This is a genomic window from Burkholderia diffusa, assembly GCF_001718315.1.
Taxonomy (GTDB): domain Bacteria; phylum Pseudomonadota; class Gammaproteobacteria; order Burkholderiales; family Burkholderiaceae; genus Burkholderia; species Burkholderia diffusa_B.
The window spans coordinates 338,790-355,525 of sequence record NZ_CP013364.1 but is presented as its reverse complement, the minus strand read 5'-3'; the positions used below and the strand labels follow the sequence as shown (position 1 = coordinate 355,525).

The 16,736-nt window shown below is 65.8% G+C and carries 16 protein-coding genes; 4 read left to right on the top strand and 12 right to left on the bottom strand.

Annotated elements, in window-relative coordinates; genetic code table 11:
- Positions 1-77: 77 nt before the first annotated feature.
- The 3 genes from groL (at position 78) to WI26_RS28360 (ending at position 2,842) form a co-directional block, all read left to right on the top strand.
- A complete protein-coding gene (gene groL, locus WI26_RS28370) occupies positions 78-1,712 on the top strand; it encodes a chaperonin GroEL (protein ID WP_069228052.1) in 1,635 nt (544 codons plus the stop codon).
- Positions 1,713-2,095: 383 nt separating this feature from the next.
- Complete coding sequence (locus WI26_RS28365) at positions 2,096-2,401, top strand: hypothetical protein (protein ID WP_420480797.1); 306 nt, start codon at positions 2,096-2,098, stop codon at positions 2,399-2,401.
- Positions 2,402-2,470: 69 nt separating this feature from the next.
- Complete coding sequence (locus tag WI26_RS28360; RefSeq protein ID WP_069228051.1) at positions 2,471-2,842, top strand: HPF/RaiA family ribosome-associated protein; 372 nt, start codon at positions 2,471-2,473, stop codon at positions 2,840-2,842.
- Positions 2,843-3,021: 179 nt separating this feature from the next.
- On the opposite strand, the gene WI26_RS28355 is transcribed toward WI26_RS28360, so the two are convergent.
- The 8 genes from WI26_RS28355 to WI26_RS28325 form a co-directional block, all read right to left on the bottom strand.
- Positions 3,022-4,338, bottom strand: coding sequence for an erythromycin esterase family protein (locus WI26_RS28355; protein ID WP_069228050.1), 1,317 nt, complete (start codon positions 4,336-4,338; stop codon positions 3,022-3,024).
- Positions 4,339-4,434: 96 nt separating this feature from the next.
- Positions 4,435-5,148, bottom strand: a complete 714-nt coding sequence (locus WI26_RS28350; RefSeq protein ID WP_069228347.1) for a phosphoribosyltransferase — start codon at positions 5,146-5,148, stop codon at positions 4,435-4,437.
- A gap of 114 nt (positions 5,149-5,262) precedes the next feature.
- A complete protein-coding gene (locus WI26_RS28345) occupies positions 5,263-5,916 on the bottom strand; it encodes a dienelactone hydrolase family protein (protein WP_069228049.1) in 654 nt (217 codons plus the stop codon).
- Between the two features lie 631 nt (positions 5,917-6,547).
- On the bottom strand, positions 6,548-7,981 hold the full coding sequence (locus WI26_RS28340; protein ID WP_069228048.1) for an RtcB family protein: 1,434 nt from the start codon (positions 7,979-7,981) through the stop codon (positions 6,548-6,550).
- Positions 7,982-7,994: 13 nt separating this feature from the next.
- Entirely contained in the window at positions 7,995-8,369 is a 375-nt protein-coding gene (locus tag WI26_RS28335) for an archease (RefSeq protein WP_236849383.1), read from the bottom strand.
- A gap of 346 nt (positions 8,370-8,715) precedes the next feature.
- Positions 8,716-8,856: a hypothetical protein gene (locus WI26_RS32480; protein ID WP_155768840.1), complete on the bottom strand. Its 141-nt coding sequence runs from the start codon at positions 8,854-8,856 to the stop codon at positions 8,716-8,718.
- A 440-nt stretch (positions 8,857-9,296) separates the two neighbouring features.
- Positions 9,297-11,675 (bottom strand): exo-beta-N-acetylmuramidase NamZ domain-containing protein, encoded by a 2,379-nt coding sequence (locus WI26_RS28330; protein WP_208604157.1) that lies wholly within the window; start codon positions 11,673-11,675, stop codon positions 9,297-9,299.
- A 130-nt stretch (positions 11,676-11,805) separates the two neighbouring features.
- Positions 11,806-12,279 (bottom strand): hypothetical protein, encoded by a 474-nt coding sequence (locus WI26_RS28325; RefSeq protein ID WP_059504904.1) that lies wholly within the window; start codon positions 12,277-12,279, stop codon positions 11,806-11,808.
- 80 nt (positions 12,280-12,359) lie between these two features.
- Here WI26_RS28325 and WI26_RS33475 point away from each other — a divergent pair, with 80 nt between their 5' ends.
- Positions 12,360-13,163 carry a lecithin retinol acyltransferase family protein gene (locus tag WI26_RS33475; protein WP_236849382.1) on the top strand — a complete coding sequence of 268 codons (804 nt, stop codon included), beginning with the start codon at positions 12,360-12,362 and terminating at the stop codon, positions 13,161-13,163.
- A 49-nt stretch (positions 13,164-13,212) separates the two neighbouring features.
- Here the strand turns inward: WI26_RS33475 and WI26_RS28315 are convergent, their stop codons facing one another.
- From WI26_RS28315 to WI26_RS28300, 4 genes are all read right to left on the bottom strand, one after another.
- Entirely contained in the window at positions 13,213-13,428 is a 216-nt protein-coding gene (locus tag WI26_RS28315; protein WP_069228044.1) for a hypothetical protein, read from the bottom strand.
- Between the two features lie 35 nt (positions 13,429-13,463).
- Complete coding sequence (locus tag WI26_RS28310; RefSeq protein WP_069228043.1) at positions 13,464-14,720, bottom strand: putative glycoside hydrolase; 1,257 nt, start codon at positions 14,718-14,720, stop codon at positions 13,464-13,466.
- The gene (locus WI26_RS28305; protein ID WP_069228042.1) at positions 14,717-15,508 is read right to left on the bottom strand and encodes a polysaccharide deacetylase family protein; all 792 of its coding nucleotides are present in this window, start codon (positions 15,506-15,508) and stop codon (positions 14,717-14,719) included. Before WI26_RS28305 ends, WI26_RS28310 begins: the two co-directional genes overlap by 4 nt.
- 118 nt (positions 15,509-15,626) lie before the next feature.
- Positions 15,627-16,562, bottom strand: coding sequence for a 1-phosphofructokinase family hexose kinase (locus WI26_RS28300; RefSeq protein WP_059541553.1), 936 nt, complete (start codon positions 16,560-16,562; stop codon positions 15,627-15,629).
- Positions 16,563-16,736 lie beyond the last annotated feature (174 nt).

Sequence of the window (16,736 nt, the reverse complement as noted above, 5' to 3'; positions counted from 1 at the left end):
CCGGCAGGTGGAATATCCGTATCGCTCGCCGGTTCCAACACGTGCCGTGCCCGGCTTCGTCGCACAGGAGGTGCATCGTGCCCGCAAAATCGCTTGTCTTTCATCAGGATGCTCGCCAGCGGCTGCTCAAAGGCGTCAATGCGATCGCCGAGGCAGTGAAGATCACGCTCGGCCCCGGCGGGCGCAACGTGATCGTCGAGCGGATCGGCACCGCGCCGCTGGTCGCGAACTCGGGCGTCGTCGTCGCCGGCGCCGTCGACCTGCCCGACCCGTTCGAGGAAATGGGCGCCCGATTGTTGCGCGAAGTGGCAACCCGTACGAGCGAAGTCGCCGGCGACGGCACGACTACCGCCACCACCCTGGCGCAGGCAATCGTTGCCGAAGGCATCAAGTGCGTCACTGCCGGACACGATCCGATGGCGCTCAAGCGCGCGATCGAAGCGGCTGGCCGCGACGTCGTCGCCGAACTGCACCGCGTGTCAAAACCGTGCGCGAGCGCGGACGAGATGCGCCAGATCGCGACGATTTCCGCCAGCGGCGACAGCACGATCGGCGCGCTCGTCGCTCAGGCCGTCGAGCGTGTGGGCAGGGACGGCGCGATCAGCATCGAGGACGGCACCAAGCTCGACGACGAGCTCGAGACGGTGGACGGCTCGCTGATCGATCGCGGATATTTGTCGCCGCTGTTCGTCGATTCGGACAATCATCGCATCGTCCTCGACGAGCCGCGCATCCTGCTCTGCGACATGAACATCAGCGCGATCGCACAACTGCTGCCGGTACTCGAGGCGCTCAGCAGCACCGGCAAGCCGCTTCTCGTCGTCGCGAACGAAGTGGAAGGCGAAGCGCTGGCGACCCTCGTCGTCAACCACCTGCGCGGCACGCTGAAATCGTGCGCGATCCGCTCGCCCGGATTCGGTGAGGCACGCACCGAGCAGCTCGCCGATCTCGCCGCGCTGACGGGCGCGACGGTCATTTCGGTTCAGGCCGGACGGACGCTCGAGCGCACGACGCTGGACGATCTCGGTGCCGCGCGGCGCGTCGAGATCACGCGCGAGACGACGACCGTCATTGCCGGGCGAGGCGAACGCAAGCACATCGACGACCGAGTCCAGGCGTTGCGCACGCGTATCGCGGCGACACCGGCCGGATACGAGCACGACGCGCTGACGCGCCGGTTGACGAAACTCGCGGGCGGCGTCGCGGTGATTCGCGTCGGCGCCGCGACGGAGACTGCGCTGCGCGAGCGCAAGAATCGCTTCGAGGACGCGTTGCATGCAACGCGCGCCGCGATGGAGGAAGGCATTGTGCCGGGCGGTGGCGTCGCACTGCTGCGTGCGCGGCGCGCGCTCGAAGGCAATGGCGCATACCTGACGGATGCGCAGCGCACCGGCGCGCGGATCGTGCATGACGCACTGGCATCTCCGCTGCGTCAAATCGCTGAAAATGCCGGGGCGGACGCACAGGCCGTCGTACACGCGGTCGATGCCGCGACCGGACCGTTCGGCTATGACGCGGCGACGGCGACATATGGCGACATGATTGCTGCCGGCATCGTCGACCCGGTCAAGGTCGCGCGTTCGGCGCTGCAGAACGCGATCTCGGTCGCGTCGCTGCTGCTCACGACGGATTGCATGATCGCGCATCGCACACGCACGGCCTCGTCACCGGGCGCTGCGGAACCGGGAAACTGGGGTGCCGAACCCGGCTGAGCCATCCGCGTGCCGCTCGTGGCTCTCGTCCCGATTCGGCATTGGGATACGCGGAAATCATCTCGGACGCCACCGTTGCCGCAGGGCAGTCGAATCCGCCCCTGGATGCCCGTGACTGAGGCGTGCCGTACGGACGCCATCGATGTTGGTCAGACCTTGTCGTTCGCGTCACACCCGGACCTGAACACCCTCTCGAAGAAATTGCGGCGTTTCAACTGGCCGATGCGGTTTACAAAAGTCGCATGTTGATACGTGTCAAGTGGCGGTCTCCACGAAAGCCTAGGCTGGAAATGTGGACGACATCGTCCCGACGCACGCGTTCAGGCTGGGAGGCAACCATGCAAACCGGACATCATTTCCTACCCGAGTTTCGGCATGCGACCTTGCCTACCTATTTTGTTTCCTACGTGTTTCCGCTGCTGCTGGCGGGTTACGAGGTCTACCGGATCGGCTATTGGGTGAGCCGGCATGGCTGGAATTTCGCGCAGCTGCCGCAGGCGGGCTACGAGTTCACGCTGATGCTGTTCGTATTCGCACTGCAGGTGATTCTCGACGGGTTGTTCTTCATTACGGCATGGGCAGGCAAGCATCCGGATGTCGAGCATCGGCTCGCGAACATGGCGCTCGGTGTTCTGTGCTCGGCGCTGGTCATCGCGTTCGATGTCGTCCTTCAGATCGCCACGTTCTGAATCGGAATCTCACGGAAGCCGGCACGGCGACGCGCGACCGGTATTCATCGACCATCGACGGATCAAGCAATGAAGCCACCTTTCGAACTGGTATTTCAAGGCATGCCGCGCTCGGAAGCGCTCGAGGCGGCAGCCGCCCGGCATGCATCCAGACTCGGTCGATTCCGGCAGGACATCTCGCATTGCAGGGTCAATGTCGTGCTGGACGAGAAGCACGATCACCAGGGGAAACCGTTCAATATCCGGATCGAAGTCACGATTCCCGGACATCAACTGGTATCCAGCAAGGAATGCGAAGAAGACGTCTACGTCGCGCTGCGCAATGCCTTCGGCAACGTCACGAGAATGCTCGAATATACGACACGGAAGCAGCGAGGCCGCGGCAAACGTGACGATGAACGCCCGGCCAGTCCCGTCACGCAATCCCAGGGGCACGCATAGCGCGCATTTGCGCGAGCGTGCGTCGCTGAATAACCGTGCAACGCGCGCACCGATCGATGCCTGCCACGATGTCGCGGAGACGGGCCACCAGGAGTGCGGCCGCGAAACGTAGCGCCCGTCGCGAGTAGACGAGACCGCAGTCCGCCATGCTTCGAACGCTCCCGTCGCACGCTTCTCCCCTAAAGTGCCTGGACGCTGTTCTCACGGTCGTGCCAGACTGCCGTCGGTTCGAGCGGCTCAACCGCAGCCGTTTCGTCGAGATGAAAGAGCGCGTCGAATTGCGAGGCGAGGGCTGCTTCGAAATAGTGACTTTGCCGCTCCGTTTGTGGCAGATACAGCACGCCGATTGCGCGCTCGAGCCGAGCTTCGTCGAGCACGCTCGAGTTGTCATCCTGCATCGGCAAAAAGAAACGATCATAGCCAGTGGTGTGGAAAAGATGCTCCCAACTATCGGGTTGAGCCGGACGCACCCACTTCTGCTCGACCTCGCCGTCCCAGTTCGAAGCAGCCGATACATGCCCGGTGTACGTCGTGAATCCGACCAGCAACGCCCGATGTCGAGCCTTTTCGCGCACGATCTGACCAAGGTTCCACTCCCCGCGCCGCCGTGACTCCGTTGCGCGGGCGTCGCCGAGATGCGAGTTGTGCGCCCAGACGATCACCTTCCCGCTACCGCCGCGGCGCACGCGGTAGCGCGTCAGCGCGAACAGCGTGCTGGCCATGTGAGCGTCGCGAAGATTCCACGTGTTCAATCGGCTACCGAACATTCCACGGTAGTAGGCTTCTGCATTGACCACGACCCGCGCATTCTGCTCGGCGAAGAACTGCGCGTCGAGTGCATCGGTGCCATCGCGGGCGAGATAGTCGAATTGGTCGGCTCGCAATTGGAGAAGTTGCTGCACTGCTCCAGCCTGAGCGGCGGGCCGAGTGCCAAACGCCGCAGCATAACCATAGGCCTGCGGCTCCCGAACATGATCGAGCGCCGCGTAGCGCTCGCGTGCCAGCGCGGCTTCTGCCGGGTCCACGCCCTCAAGGTAGCGAATCACGGCGTCGGCAGAACGATAGAGGCTATAAAGGTCGAGTCCATAGACGCCGACCCGGTCTCGCTGTGGCCGCGTCGCATTGATCCCGCGCAGCGCCGAAATGAAGTCACACACCTCTCGATTGCGCCACATCCATACGGGGAAGCGCTCGAAGTCGTCAAGCGCGGACGAAGCGTCGTCGGTCGCGTCGCCCTGCACGAAACGGTCGATTCGCCATACGTCGGGCCAATCGCCTTCAATGGCGATGGTATCGAAGCCCTGCTCGGCGATGAGCCTCAGCGTGATTTCACCCCGCATGCGGTAGAACTCCGCGGTGCCGTGAGTTGCCTCGCCAAGCAAAATCAGATCACGGCCTCGCGCCATTTCTACCAGCGCGTCGTAGTCGGTGCAATCGCCGTTCATGCGCTGCCCGAGCGCGCGAACGGCCAGGAATGGGGTTTTGGGTGGCTGCATGACGAGTTCCCTCCATGCGGAAGACGGGCGTGATGCCTCGAATGGCCGTCAGCCTCACGGGCTACGGTTTGCACGACGCTCCAGTAGTAACGTCGATCAAGGCGTGTCATTCTCCGGTGCCGAGGTGCGCACGTGCCCGTCATCATTGCTCGAAACGTCCTGTTGCCAGTCCTGCGCGGCGGCAAGGCAGGCGCGTACCTCATCGTCGGTCGTTTGCGCAAAGTCGGCATAGAACTGGCTAATGCCCATGAACCAGTCCGACTGCACCACATAGACGAAGTCATCCGCCATCGAAGCAAACCGGGCTTCAGCCCCGGTTGGGCACACCGGCACCGCGACGACAATTCGCGTCGGGCGCCGTGTACGCAGCGCGTTAAGGGCCGCTTGCATCGTTGATCCAGTCGCCATGCCGTCATCGACGACAATGACGGTTTTACCGTCTATCGCCAGGGGCGGCCGCCCTTCCCGGTACGCCACTTCGCGTTGATGCAGGACGACACGTTCGCGCGCGATGACGTCGAGGACCTGCTGCTCTGTGACGGGGATGGCGCGCAGTACCGACTGGTTGAGATAGAGTGCATCGCCGGTCGCGATTGCCCCGAGCGCAAGCTCCGGATTCCGGGGCGTACCCAGTTTGCGCACGACAAGGACGTCGAAGGGGCAGCGCAATTGCCTCGCTACCTGATAGCCGACCGGCACGCCTCCGCGTGGCAACGCCAGTACCACGACATCGCTGCGTCCGGCGTAACGCTCCAGCACTGCGGCGAGTTGCTTGCCCGCGTCGGTGCGATTCTGAAAAATGTTACTCATGGTCGATATCCAGTAAGCGATATGCCGAGCGTCCAGGCGATGCGGGGATGCGGGGATGCGGGGATGCTCGATGTACATGCCCGCCCGCACACGCGGTACGGCTGGGTTGCGTGTTCAGAACGACCGGGCACCCAGCCAACGTACGAACCAGCCGGAGGCAAGGCGCGACACTTCGTCAAGCGCGCCGGGCTCTTCGAACAGGTGCGTCGCGCCCGCCACGATTGCCATGCGGTGCTCACAGGTCAGTTGCTCGGCGGCCTTACGATTCAGCCGAATCACCTCGGTGTCGAGTTCGCCAACGATCAACAGTGTTGGCGCGCAGACCGACGGGAGCGCCGTCCGCGCGAGGTCAGGCCGCCCGCCCCTCGACACGACGGCGCCGACCGAACGCGTCCGCGCAGCCGCGACGAGCGCTGCTGCAGCGCCAGTGCTCGCGCCGAACAGGCCGACCCTGAGCAACCCGACATCGCTCCTTTGCGCCAGCCACGCAAGGGTCGCCTCCAGGCGGCGAGCCAGCAGCGCGATATCGAAACGGTACGTCGCGTCGACATCGTCTTGTCGCTGCTCCTCGGGCGTCAGCAGGTCGAACAGCAGCGTTGCGAAACCCGCATGATGCAGACATGCCGCCACTTGCCGGTTGCGTGGACTGAAGCGGCTGCTGCCGCTGCCGTGCACGAATACGACGACCGCGCGGGCGCCACCGGGGATCCCCAGAATCCCGCCCAGCGTTACATGATCAACGGGAATCTCCACCTGCAGCGTCTCCATCCGTCTCTCCTCGCATCGTCGCGCCGCGCGACGCAGCGCGGCGCGGCGCGGTGCGGCGCGGTGCAAACCACGATAGCCGCGACATATGCCACGCCATTGCGCTCGATCGAGCACGACGGCGACGCCTGTTGTTTAAATCATCGTGTCTGCGTCGCGCTCGCGATTGACGTCGATCAACTGTCTGTCGCTAATAAATACCGCAGCCAATATCGCATGACTGCGGGATGGCCATCCGGCCCCGGTGGCACACCATCGGCGCCATCGTGAATGCACAGCTGTTTTCTTGTGTTTACCGCTTTGCTGATTGCATCAGTAGCCTATCTCGGCAAGATTCAGGTTCCGGCTCAAATGGACGGACCATCGTATTTGGCACCGGCGGCATCGGAGATGTACAGCGATCGTGCGCCACATGAGCGGCGGCGCTTCAAATTCCACAGATGTCGCCACTGCGGCTCTTTACCGGGCGAACACCGGCAAGACGAGACCTTCCCGGCGTTGCAGGTGACGTTGGTTCAGGTCCAGGCGGATCGACCGCCTCTGTGCACGGTCGTATATCGATCGCAAGCGTGTCAGTGCCGACGCCGCCGCGCTACGGACGTCAGGTATTCACGCCACAGCACGCTTACCGCGCCTAACCCTTGATGCAGGCGATCGGCACGAGCCGTGCAACCTTGCGGGCGAGACCTGCAGACGCGGCAGCAGCGACGACCGCATCGACGTCTTTATATGCGCCCGGCGCCTCTTCGGCGACACCTCGATCGGATCGGCTGCGCACCTCGATGCCGCGCTCGGCCAGTGCATCGATGAGTGCACGGCCGCGCCAGTGCCGAGTCGCTTCCGTCCGGCTCATCGCGCGCCCCGCGCCGTGGCAGGCCGAACCGAATGCGCGCTCGGTATCACCCGTCTGAGCGCCCGCCAGTACGTATGATGCCGTTCCCATGCTGCCGCCGATCAACACGGGTTGCCCCGACTCGCGCAGACCTTCCGGCAACTCCGGATGTCCGGGGCCGAACGCGCGTGTCGCGCCCTTCCGATGCACGAACAACATCCGTTCGCGACCATCGACACGATGCGATTCTTTCTTGCATGTGTTGTGCGACACATCGTAGAGCAGCGTCAACACAGCGTCGGGGAACATGGTCGCGAACACTTCGCGCGTGAGATGCGTGAGGATCTGCCGGTTCGCCAGCGCACAATTGGTCGCCGCACGCATCGCACCGAGATAGCGCTCGCCCAGATCCGACGCAATCGGAGCGCACGCGAGCTCGCGATCCGGCAGATCGATCCCGTAGCTTTTTGCGGTAATGACCATCTCTCGGAGATACTCGGTGCCGATCTGATGCCCGAGTCCGCGTGAACCGCAGTGGATCGTCACGACCACCTGTCCGGGGTGAAGGCCGAATGTGCCGGCAATCCGAGGCTCGAAGATCTCAGTGATCGCCTGCACTTCGAGATAGTGATTGCCGGAACCCAGCGTGCCCATCTCGTCGCGCTGACGTTTCTTGGCAAGATCCGACACGGCGCCGGGCTTCGCATGCAGGATTCTGCCGTTTTCCTCGATCCGCACAAGATCGTCGCGGTTGCCATAGCCCTGGTCTACGGCCCACGCCGCGCCGCCTGTCAGCATCTCGTCCATTTTCGATGCAGAGAGATGCATCGCCCCGGTGCTTCCAACGCCTGCCGGAATATGCGCGAAAAGTGCGTCGGCGAGACGGGCCTTCAACGGCTCGACGCACTCACGCGTCAACCCGGTCAAGAGTGTTCTCACGCCACATGAAATATCGAAACCGACTCCTCCTGCGGAGATGACTCCGCCCGATCCTGGATCGAACGCAGCGACACCGCCGATCGGAAAGCCATAACCCCAATGCGCGTCGGGCATGGCATACGAGGCGCCAACGATGCCCGGCAAACATGCAACGTTGCGGATCTGAACGAGCACTTTATCGTCCATGTCCTGGATCAGTCGGCGATCGGCGTAGATGATGCCGGGCACCCGCATCCTGTCCTGCACGGGAATATGCCATTCGAATTCGCCGTGACGCTCGAGCGACATGAGGTCCATCCTGTTCCCCTGTTCAGACGTCGACCACGCATTGTGCGATCCACCGGTCGCGCATGTCGCGGCCGACATGCAACGCCGTATAGGTTGCGCCCTTCGGTTCGACCGCCGGCCGATGTCGCTCAACGTCCACTTCCTCGCCGGCAATGCGTGCGACAAGCCGTGTGCCGTCAATCGACACCACGTACCGGCCAAACAGCATCCGACGCGTCGCCATTTCGTAGATCACCGCATTGAGCCAATCGACGAGCAGCAAGTCAAGATCGGGGGCATTGCAGCATATGTCAACCGTGCACGTCGTGCGTATGCCGGCCGGTGCGCTCACACATGCGGTTAGCGCAAGCGCCGCTTGTTCGAACGCTTCGGCAAGCGACTCGCCCGTGCCACGCACGCCGATATCGGCACCATGAGGGAAATGTTCCCAGCCAGTGCTCAACAGTGATCCTCCACGCGAGATCCAGGCAATTGCGAGGCGGGTCTGCTCGCAATGCCAAGCCTAGGATTGCTGCACCTCAAGTGCTTGACCTGCATCAACGGTCTTGCGGACCGGAGAAGACCGGAATCGAGCCGAGGTTACCGAGATTCTGACTGCAACGGGAAGATCCTGCGCGATCCGTGAACTTGAAATCGATGTTCCCCGTCTGTCAGGGCTCGGCCCTTCGTTCCACCACTTCGATCGGCAGGCCGTACAAACGCTTCTCGGCGTCGATTCTCATCATCGTCGCCCAGCGTCGTCGTCACGATTCCGACGGGACGGCTGCGTGGTCAGCGGGCACGCCGGCGACGCGAATGTGGTCGTGAACCTGCTTGTCGCCGCCAGCGACACGCGGATCCCGCATCCCGACGCGGTTGACGCGTCCGGTCTGAACGAGCTTCATGCAAACGTGTTCTGAGTCAAGGGCAGCGCACTGTCGCGTCTATTGATGGGCACGGTCGGATAGCGGACGGTCTCTCCAAGGCGCGTCCCCTCATGCCGCGCGTAGGCGGCGCCAGCCAGCAGCAATGTGGAGAGGCCCCAAAGGGCACCGGGCGAGAATTTGCCGCACGAGGGCGGCACGACGCTCACGCGTGGCGCGGCGGCCGTGTCGGTGTCTCGGGTCCCCGGAATCTCGCTATGTCTGTGGAAGCGATCACGCCAGCCCTCTGTCGGGAAATGACTGACACGAAATGAACCTGGGCGCCGTGGCCAGTCCGAGCGTCCATTGTCGCAATCATCGGGTTGCGCGGGCCGCATACCGTTGGCATATGTCAAACGCTGGGCCACGCCCGCAGACACGCGCACCGGACTGCGGCCTGACGAGCGCGTGCCGGAGCGATTTCAGTACAACAAAAACGCCGCCCGCTCGCGCGCGAATGCGGCATTTTGTGCATCGACGACACGTTCGATCTCGTCAATCGACCGCCCCGCCTCCAGCATGTCCGCCACCTCGCGCGAGCCGACCGATGCACGGATCGCATCGATCCGAAACTGCTCCGGATAACGCCGGTGCAGCGCCAGGGCGAGCGCCAGGCCGATCTCGCCCGGCCGCGCCGTGCCGGCGGGCAGTTCGATGCGCACGCCTTCGCACACCATGCCGTGATAAGGCCCTTCCGCCGGGACGAAGCGAACCGGTGAGAACGTCGCGGCCAGCCGCATCGCGCGAAGATCGTCCGCGAGGATGCGCCCGTCGATCCAAGGCGCGCCGACCACGCCGAATGGCGTCTCGGTGCCGCGCCCGACACTGACCGCCGCACCCTCGATGAGCCCCGTTTCCGGGTACAGCGACAACGCAGCGGCATCGCGCAGGTTCGGCGATGGCGGCACCCAGCCGAGCCCCGTATCGCCGAAGCGCATCGTGCGCACGTAGTTCGCCATCGGCACCACGGTCAGCGCCGCGCCGATATGAAGGCGGTCGTTGAACAGTTGCGCCAGTTCGCCGAGCGTCATGCCGGGCTGGAGCGGCAACGGGTAATAACCGGTGAACGTGGCCGGTCCGGCATCGGCCACGGGGCCGCCGAACACATCGCCGCCCAGCGGATCCGGGCGATCGAGCACGAGCACCGGGCGATGCGCGGCGGCGCCGGCTTCGAGCGCGTAACCGAGGGTGGCCAGGTACGTGAAGAAGCGTACGCCTGCGTCCTGCAGGTCGAGCACCAGCACGTCGACATCGGCGAGCAGCGCGGGTGCGATGCGGCGGCGGTCGCCGTACAGGCTGTGAATGACCACTCCGGTCGCGGCGTCGACCGTGTCGCCGAACGTCTCGTCGACGTCGGTGCCGAGCCCATGCTCGGGTGCGAACAGCGCGACGAGCCGCGCGCCCGGCGCCTGTGCGAGCAGGTCGATCGTGCGCCTGCCGAACCGGTCGAAGCCGCTGCGGTTCGTGACGAGCGCAATGCGCTTGCCAGCGACGGCCGCGAAGCCGCGCGCAGCAAGCACGTCGATGCCGGCCAGCACCGGCCCGCGCGATACCGGCAACCGGGCGACCTGCGCAACGGCCGTCGCCATCTCGGGTACGCGCGTCGCAATCCGCGACGACGTCGCGGGCGCGGCCTCGCTCGATACGATGCCGAGCACGAGCGAGCGCAATGGCATCGCCGTGCCGGTTTCGTCGGGATACAGCCGGCTCGTGAGCACGATCGCAAAGCGGCGCGTCACGGGATCGATCCATAGCGCCGTGCCCGTGTAGCCGAGGTGTTGCAGTGCGCCGACCGGCGGCAGCCGGTAGCGGTTCGCGACAAGCGGCGGCCCGACCGCCCAGCCTGGCGTGTGCAGGTCGCCTTCCGCGTCGAGCGTGGCCGGCGTCTCGAGCGCGGCGACGCTGCGGCGCGCCAGCACACGCACCGGGCCCAGCGCGCCGCCGTTCAGCAGCATGCGCGCGAAGCGCGCCAGATCGTCCGCACTCGCGAACAGGCCCGCATTGCCGGCGACGCCGCCCATCGCGGCCGCGACCGGATCGTGGACGCTCCCCCGGAGCAGATGGCCATCGCGAACGGTGGTGGGCGCCACGCGTGCGAACAGCGACGCCGGTGGCCGGAACGCGGTGCTCGCCATCCCGAGCGGCGCGAACACATGTGCGGCGCACCATGCGTCGAGCGGCCGGTGCGACACGCGCTCGACGATCTTGCCAAGCACCACGTAATTGACGTCGCTGTAGCGCACCTGTGTGCCGGCCAGCGCGCCGGGTGTCATCGCGACGATGTCGGCCAGCACGGCGGCACGGCTGCGCAGCGCGCGGGACGACGACACCCCGGCCGGCAATCCCGATACATGTGCAAGCAACTGGCGGATCGTGATGCCGGCCTTGCCGTGCGCGCCGAACGCGGGCCAGTAGCGCGCGGCCGGCGCGTCGAGGCTCAGCATGCCCCGCTCCGCGAGTTGCATGATCGCGACCGCCGTCGCCACCGGCTTCGTCAGCGACGCAAGATCGAAGACGGTATCGACCGTCATCGCCTCGACGTGCTCGCCCGTCACGCGCTGGCCGCGCGCGACGCGCACCCGCACGCCGTCGGCGTCGCCCGTCACGACCACCGCGCCGGCAAGATGGCCGTCGGCGATCTCGGCGGCGATCGCCTCATCGATCGCGGCGGCCTGCTGCGGCGCCACGGCCGCCTCGGCATCCGCTCGCGCACCCGCCGATGCAAGCGCGAACACCAGCGCGCCGGTCAGCGCGGCAGCGCAGCGACATCGTAGCGATCGAGCGTGTTCCACCGTAGCCATTCCTTCGTGCCGGCAGCATCCGCGGTGTCGACCTGCGAACGGATGTCCGCCGCGTCGATGGCATCAAGATCCGCGACGGCCGCGGCATCGTAGGGTCGCCGCCGTTCACCGGTCATGATCGAACGTGCGGTTAGCGGGCTGGTTGCCGCTGCGACACAGGACACCCCGTGCACAGGTGCATCGCGCCCTGCCGTTCAGGGTCGCGCCAGTAAAAGCGCACCTCGACGCCGCCACGCGCCGGGACGACGACATGCCGGACTTCCTGAACGGCCCTGTCGTGCGCGGACACGGTATATCGCCCGGGCGGCACGCGAGCGAACAGGAACGGGCCGCTCGTGTGTACGTCGAGCAGCGTCGACTTGCCGGACGACAGTGTGACGTCGACATCGGAAAGATAGTGGCCGGCCTTCGATGCGAACATGATCCGCAGGTTGTAGCGAGGGGCGACATCGCGAAATGCAGTGACCTCGTCCTCGCCGATTCCGCCCGTGATATACGCAACACCGTTGCGCTGGATCGGCTCGGTCGACGTTTCCGCCAGCGCGTTCGCGCCGACCGCCAGCAAGCAGGCTGCAAGCAGCATCTTCATGGTTCCGGTCCACATCTTCACTCTCCTGATTGAGTACGCATGGTTGCGACGCCCGCGTCCGATCGCGAAAGTCCACGCGTGCCGCGACGCCGCCCATGCGTATCGGCAATATCGTCAGCGTCGCGCGGAACGTCGATTTCGCATTGACTCAAATCAAGCGCGTTTCCGCGGAAGCCGGACAAAACCGCGCGGTGAGCCTGAAACCGGGGGGGAACGGCATACGGCCTGCTCAATCGCCCGTGACAGCCGTCAGCCGATATTGCATGGTTCGTCGGAAATTTCCGACACGGCGCCCCTACGTCGGACAGCAAGCTCAGGCCACGCTGATTGTTTCGCGCGGCGCCGCTGTCAATACTGGAGACGTGACAGGACGCAACGTGTTTCGCAGCCGGCGCGCGGCCCTTCCGCACCGCCGCCGCAGGACCGAGGAGCTGGCGATGATTGATCCGACCGCAGCGCACGCCGACGACGCCATGCTGGATGGCGAGCCGCCGGTCGGCGCCCACCTCGTGACCCGCCGCCCTGGCTATCTGCATCACGGGATCTATATCGGCGACGGCAACGTGATTCATTACGCGGGATGGTCGCGCCATGCGAGCGGCGGTCCGGTCGAAGTCGTTACCCTGGACGGCTTCCGCGCGGGTTGCGGGCTCGCAGTCATTCGCCACGCGCGCACGCCGTACGACGGAATCGAAGCGGCGCGCCGCGCGGCATCGCGCCTCGGCGAATGCCAATACCGGCTGCTCACGAACAACTGTGAGCACTTCTGTCTGTGGTGTCTGTTCGGAGTGGGAAGGAGCGAGCAGGTCGCGTCGTGTCTGCGCAACCCGGTGCACGGCATTGCGGTCGCCGTCATGCTGATGGCGTGCGTTCTGGCCGCTCGTTGCATCCGGCGATGACCGGGCGAGAATGCCCGGCGAGGTAGATGGTCTAGCGCCGGCGGCAGGGTCACCGTTCGATCGCCGCTGACTTGATCGTCACCCGCCGCCCAACGACGCCATGCGCACGCCCCCACCGTTTCGCCTGCGCGATCGCGATGCGGATCGCGCTGCCCTCGTTGCGCCCCTGCCGCAGTAACGCATTGGCGATATCGATCGCCTTGCCGCGAACCGGCGGCGGCAGGCTCCGCATTGAAGGCGGATAACGCTCGTCATTCCACGGCATGACGATTCGACTCCTGCGCGTTTTTTGCCCGTCGATCAGCGCGGCAGATCGGCAGGATCGTAGCGATTACGCGGATTCCACAGCATCCAGCCGTCCGTGCCGGCCGCATCGGCCGCGTCGACCTGCGCGCGAATCTCGTCGGCATCGAACGGCCGGTGATCGAACGCATAGTCGCGAAACGCCTGGAGCCACGGTCTGAACCGGACACCATCCAGCCCCGTCCGGCGCTTCGCCTCGGCCAGCGACCGCGACACGATCTCGCCAGGGTGCTCGGTCGGCTTCCGGCAGCCGGGCAGGCCCCATGTGAAGCCCGACGGATAGAGCATCGGCGACACATAGTCGACGACGGGTCCGAGCGCGTCGAGCCGCTGCCCGATCGCGGTGTCGTCGGCGTTCCAGCACACGTACCCGAAAATGTCGGCCGACACGTAGAGGTTGTACGGCCGCAACCGTTCGCGCGCGCCGGTCAGGAATCCGGTGATCGCCGCAACCCGGTTGGCCTCGGTATTGGGCTCGGCGAACCGGAGACCGTTGGCGTCGGGAAACCGCAGGTAGTCGAACTGGATTTCGTCGAAACCCATTCGGGCAGCCTCTTCGGCGACGTCGTAGTTGTGTTGCCAGGCCGCGTGCGACGTCGGGTCGATCCAGCGCTGATGCTCGCGGTCCTGCCAGATATCGCCGGCGGCATCGCGCACGGCCCATTCGGGATGAGCGCGAGCCAACGGGTCGTCCTTGAATACGACGATGCGGGCAATCAGGTAAAGACCGCGCGCATGGAAAGTCCGCAGCAGATCCGGCAGATCGGGCGGACGAACGATGGCACCGGCCACATTGTTCGACGCACCGGAGATCTCGCGCGCCAGGCTGCGATACGGCGTCACGCCGCTGTCGCCCTTCACGTCGATGACGAGCGCGTTGATCGCCGTCTTGTCCTGAAGGGACAGTGCCGCCTCGCGCAGCGTGCGGTCCGCGACGCCGTAAGCGGACAGATAGACGGCTTTCGGACGCACCGGCGTCATGCGGATCGTCTGTGCGCCCTCGGCGGGGGCCAGCGTGATTTCGGTGCGCGCGTAGCCCGGCGCGCGCACGCTCAGGCGCGTACCCGCCGCGTCGATCTCCAGTGAAAACGCGCCGTCGCGATCCGCGGTCCGGTTCGCGCCCGGCGCGTGGCCGATCGCGCCGGCCAGCGGGCGCCCGTTCGTCGCATCGACGACGGTGATCGTGACGGGCGCCGCCCGGGCGGCGAAACCGGCAAGCGACACGAGCAGACAGACGATCAGACGTTCGATCACGGCTTCCCCCCGGCGGTTCTGAGCAATCCGTTCATGCATCGTGTGTCGCAGGCGTCGGTCATCAGATAGCGCGGCAGCGCCATTGCCGGGTCGGTGATACGAACGGGGCGCGCGTCGAGCGTGAATGCCGCGACGTAGCCTTCGCGAGCGGCCAGCTGGTCGGTCTGCGCATCGTGGACGCCGAACGGCCAGGCCAGCATCCGGACCGGCTGGCCGGTTTCGGACTCGAGTCGTTCGCGCGAGCGGCTCAACTGGAACGACACGAAGCGCAGGTAGTCGTCCGGCGTGAGCCGGGCGCGCTCGGTGCGGAAATTCGGATGCCAGTACGTATGCGACTCGATGTCGAACCCGCCGGATTGCCCGAGCATGCGCAACTGGTCCCATGTCATCGCATAGCTGGCGTTGGAGATGGCCGACGGATAGATGAACAGCGTGACCGGCATCGGGTGGGCGGCCAGCAATGGACGCAGCACCTCGTAGACGGAACGATGACCGTCGTCGACGGTAATCGCGACCGCTCGCGCCGGCACGGCGTCGGCCTGGCCGCCGTGCCAGCGCACGACATCGGCGAGCGGCACGATGCGGTAGCCGTTCGCCTCGATCGCCCGCAACTGGTTGCGCAACGTCTCGGTACGCACCGTTATCGAATCCAGGCGCGCGGTGGCGAACCGGTGGTAGACCAGGATCAGCACACGCGGCGATGGCGAATCGACGGTCGCGACGTCGGCGGACGAAACCGGCGGCATACACGACAACAGGAGCAGGAAGGCGATCAGGCGAAAGGCCATGGCGGATCTCGTGGAATGGCTGCCCCATTTTTCGCGATCGAGGCACGAAAACCGCTGAGCCAGATCAACGATCGATCGTGCATCGACGCGATCGCGCACGAATCGGCCCGCTTGGTCGTCAGCTTGCTTGCGCAACCAGTTCAGCGTGAATCCGCTCGACGTCGTCGCGCGTGCACAGCGCCGTCCCCGGATGCTCGACCGAAGCGGCCGAAGCCGCCAGCGCATAGCGGCACGCTTCGTCGAACGGCACGCCGCGCGCCAGCGCCCAGACCATGCCGCCGACGAAACTGTCGCCGGCCCCGACCGTGCTGCATACCGTTGCCGGCCTGCCGGGCAGGCGCAGCGCGCCGTCGCGCGTGACGACCCATGCGCCGCGCGCACCGAGCGTCAACGCCACGATGTCGGCTTGTCCTCGCGCCACGAGTTCGCTGGCCTTCCGGCATGCCGACGTGTCGTCGAGCGGCTCGCCGGCCAACGCGCTCAGTTCGCCGAGACTGGGCTTCACGAGATGAACGCCGGCCTCGAGGGCAGCTTGCAGTGCCCGCCCCGCCGCGTCGACAACCACCCGGCTGCCCCTCGCCCTGGCCGTCCGCGCCAGCGTCGCATACAGATCGTCGGGCGCGCCGGGCGGCAGGCTGCCGCTCAACACGAGATATCGCGGCGCCGGGTGCAGGGTGTCGATGCGGGCTGCGCAGTCGCGCCACTCGGCCTCGGTGACCAACGGCCCGGGCATCAGGAAGCGGTACTCGCGCCCGGTCGCGGTCTCGGTCACGCAGACGTTCTCGCGCGTCTCGCCGGCGATCCGGATGCGCACCGCCGGCAGACGCTCGGCTTCGAGCAGCAGCGTCAGGACGTCGCCGGTCGGCCCGCCGGCCAGGTACAGCGCGACGCAGTCGCCCCCGAGGCGGTGAATGGTTCGGGCAACGTTGATCCCGCCGCCGCCGGGGTCGCGCCGCGGCCGTGCACAGCGCAGCTTGTGCGTATCGACGATGTGCTCGACGGACGTCGCGACATCGACGGCCGGATTCAGGGTAACGGTAACGATATCGGTCATGGTGCGCGGTTCGCAGTCGATGGCTGGCGCGGCGATTCGCGGCAATCGCTGCGTGCCGGCCGTGGCTCCACCTTACGTTCGATGCCGGTCGCGGGGTTGACCACCGTCAAGCGATGCCGCGAAGGCGCCCGGTTGCGCTCGATCAACGACACGTCCGGGCAGGCTTCTACAGTG

Coding starts and splice junctions, on each gene's coding strand:
- WI26_RS28345 (WP_069228049.1), bottom strand. CDS start 5,916: ATGGAGACGCTGCAGGTGGAGATTCCCGTTGATCATGTAACGCTGGGC.
- WI26_RS28355 (WP_069228050.1), bottom strand. CDS start 4,338: ATGCAGCCACCCAAAACCCCATTCCTGGCCGTTCGCGCGCTCGGGCAG.
- WI26_RS28330 (WP_208604157.1), bottom strand. CDS start 11,675: ATGGCTACGGTGGAACACGCTCGATCGCTACGATGTCGCTGCGCTGCC.
- WI26_RS28300 (WP_059541553.1), bottom strand. CDS start 16,562: ATGACCGATATCGTTACCGTTACCCTGAATCCGGCCGTCGATGTCGCG.
- WI26_RS28325 (WP_059504904.1), bottom strand. CDS start 12,279: ATGTGGACCGGAACCATGAAGATGCTGCTTGCAGCCTGCTTGCTGGCG.
- WI26_RS32480 (WP_155768840.1), bottom strand. CDS start 8,856: ATGAAGCTCGTTCAGACCGGACGCGTCAACCGCGTCGGGATGCGGGAT.
- WI26_RS28315 (WP_069228044.1), bottom strand. CDS start 13,428: ATGCCGTGGAATGACGAGCGTTATCCGCCTTCAATGCGGAGCCTGCCG.
- WI26_RS28350 (WP_069228347.1), bottom strand. CDS start 5,148: ATGAGTAACATTTTTCAGAATCGCACCGACGCGGGCAAGCAACTCGCC.
- WI26_RS28340 (WP_069228048.1), bottom strand. CDS start 7,981: ATGGACCTCATGTCGCTCGAGCGTCACGGCGAATTCGAATGGCATATT.
- WI26_RS28305 (WP_069228042.1), bottom strand. CDS start 15,508: ATGGCCTTTCGCCTGATCGCCTTCCTGCTCCTGTTGTCGTGTATGCCG.
- WI26_RS28360 (WP_069228051.1), top strand. CDS start 2,471: ATGAAGCCACCTTTCGAACTGGTATTTCAAGGCATGCCGCGCTCGGAA.
- WI26_RS33475 (WP_236849382.1), top strand. CDS start 12,360: ATGCGTATCGGCAATATCGTCAGCGTCGCGCGGAACGTCGATTTCGCA.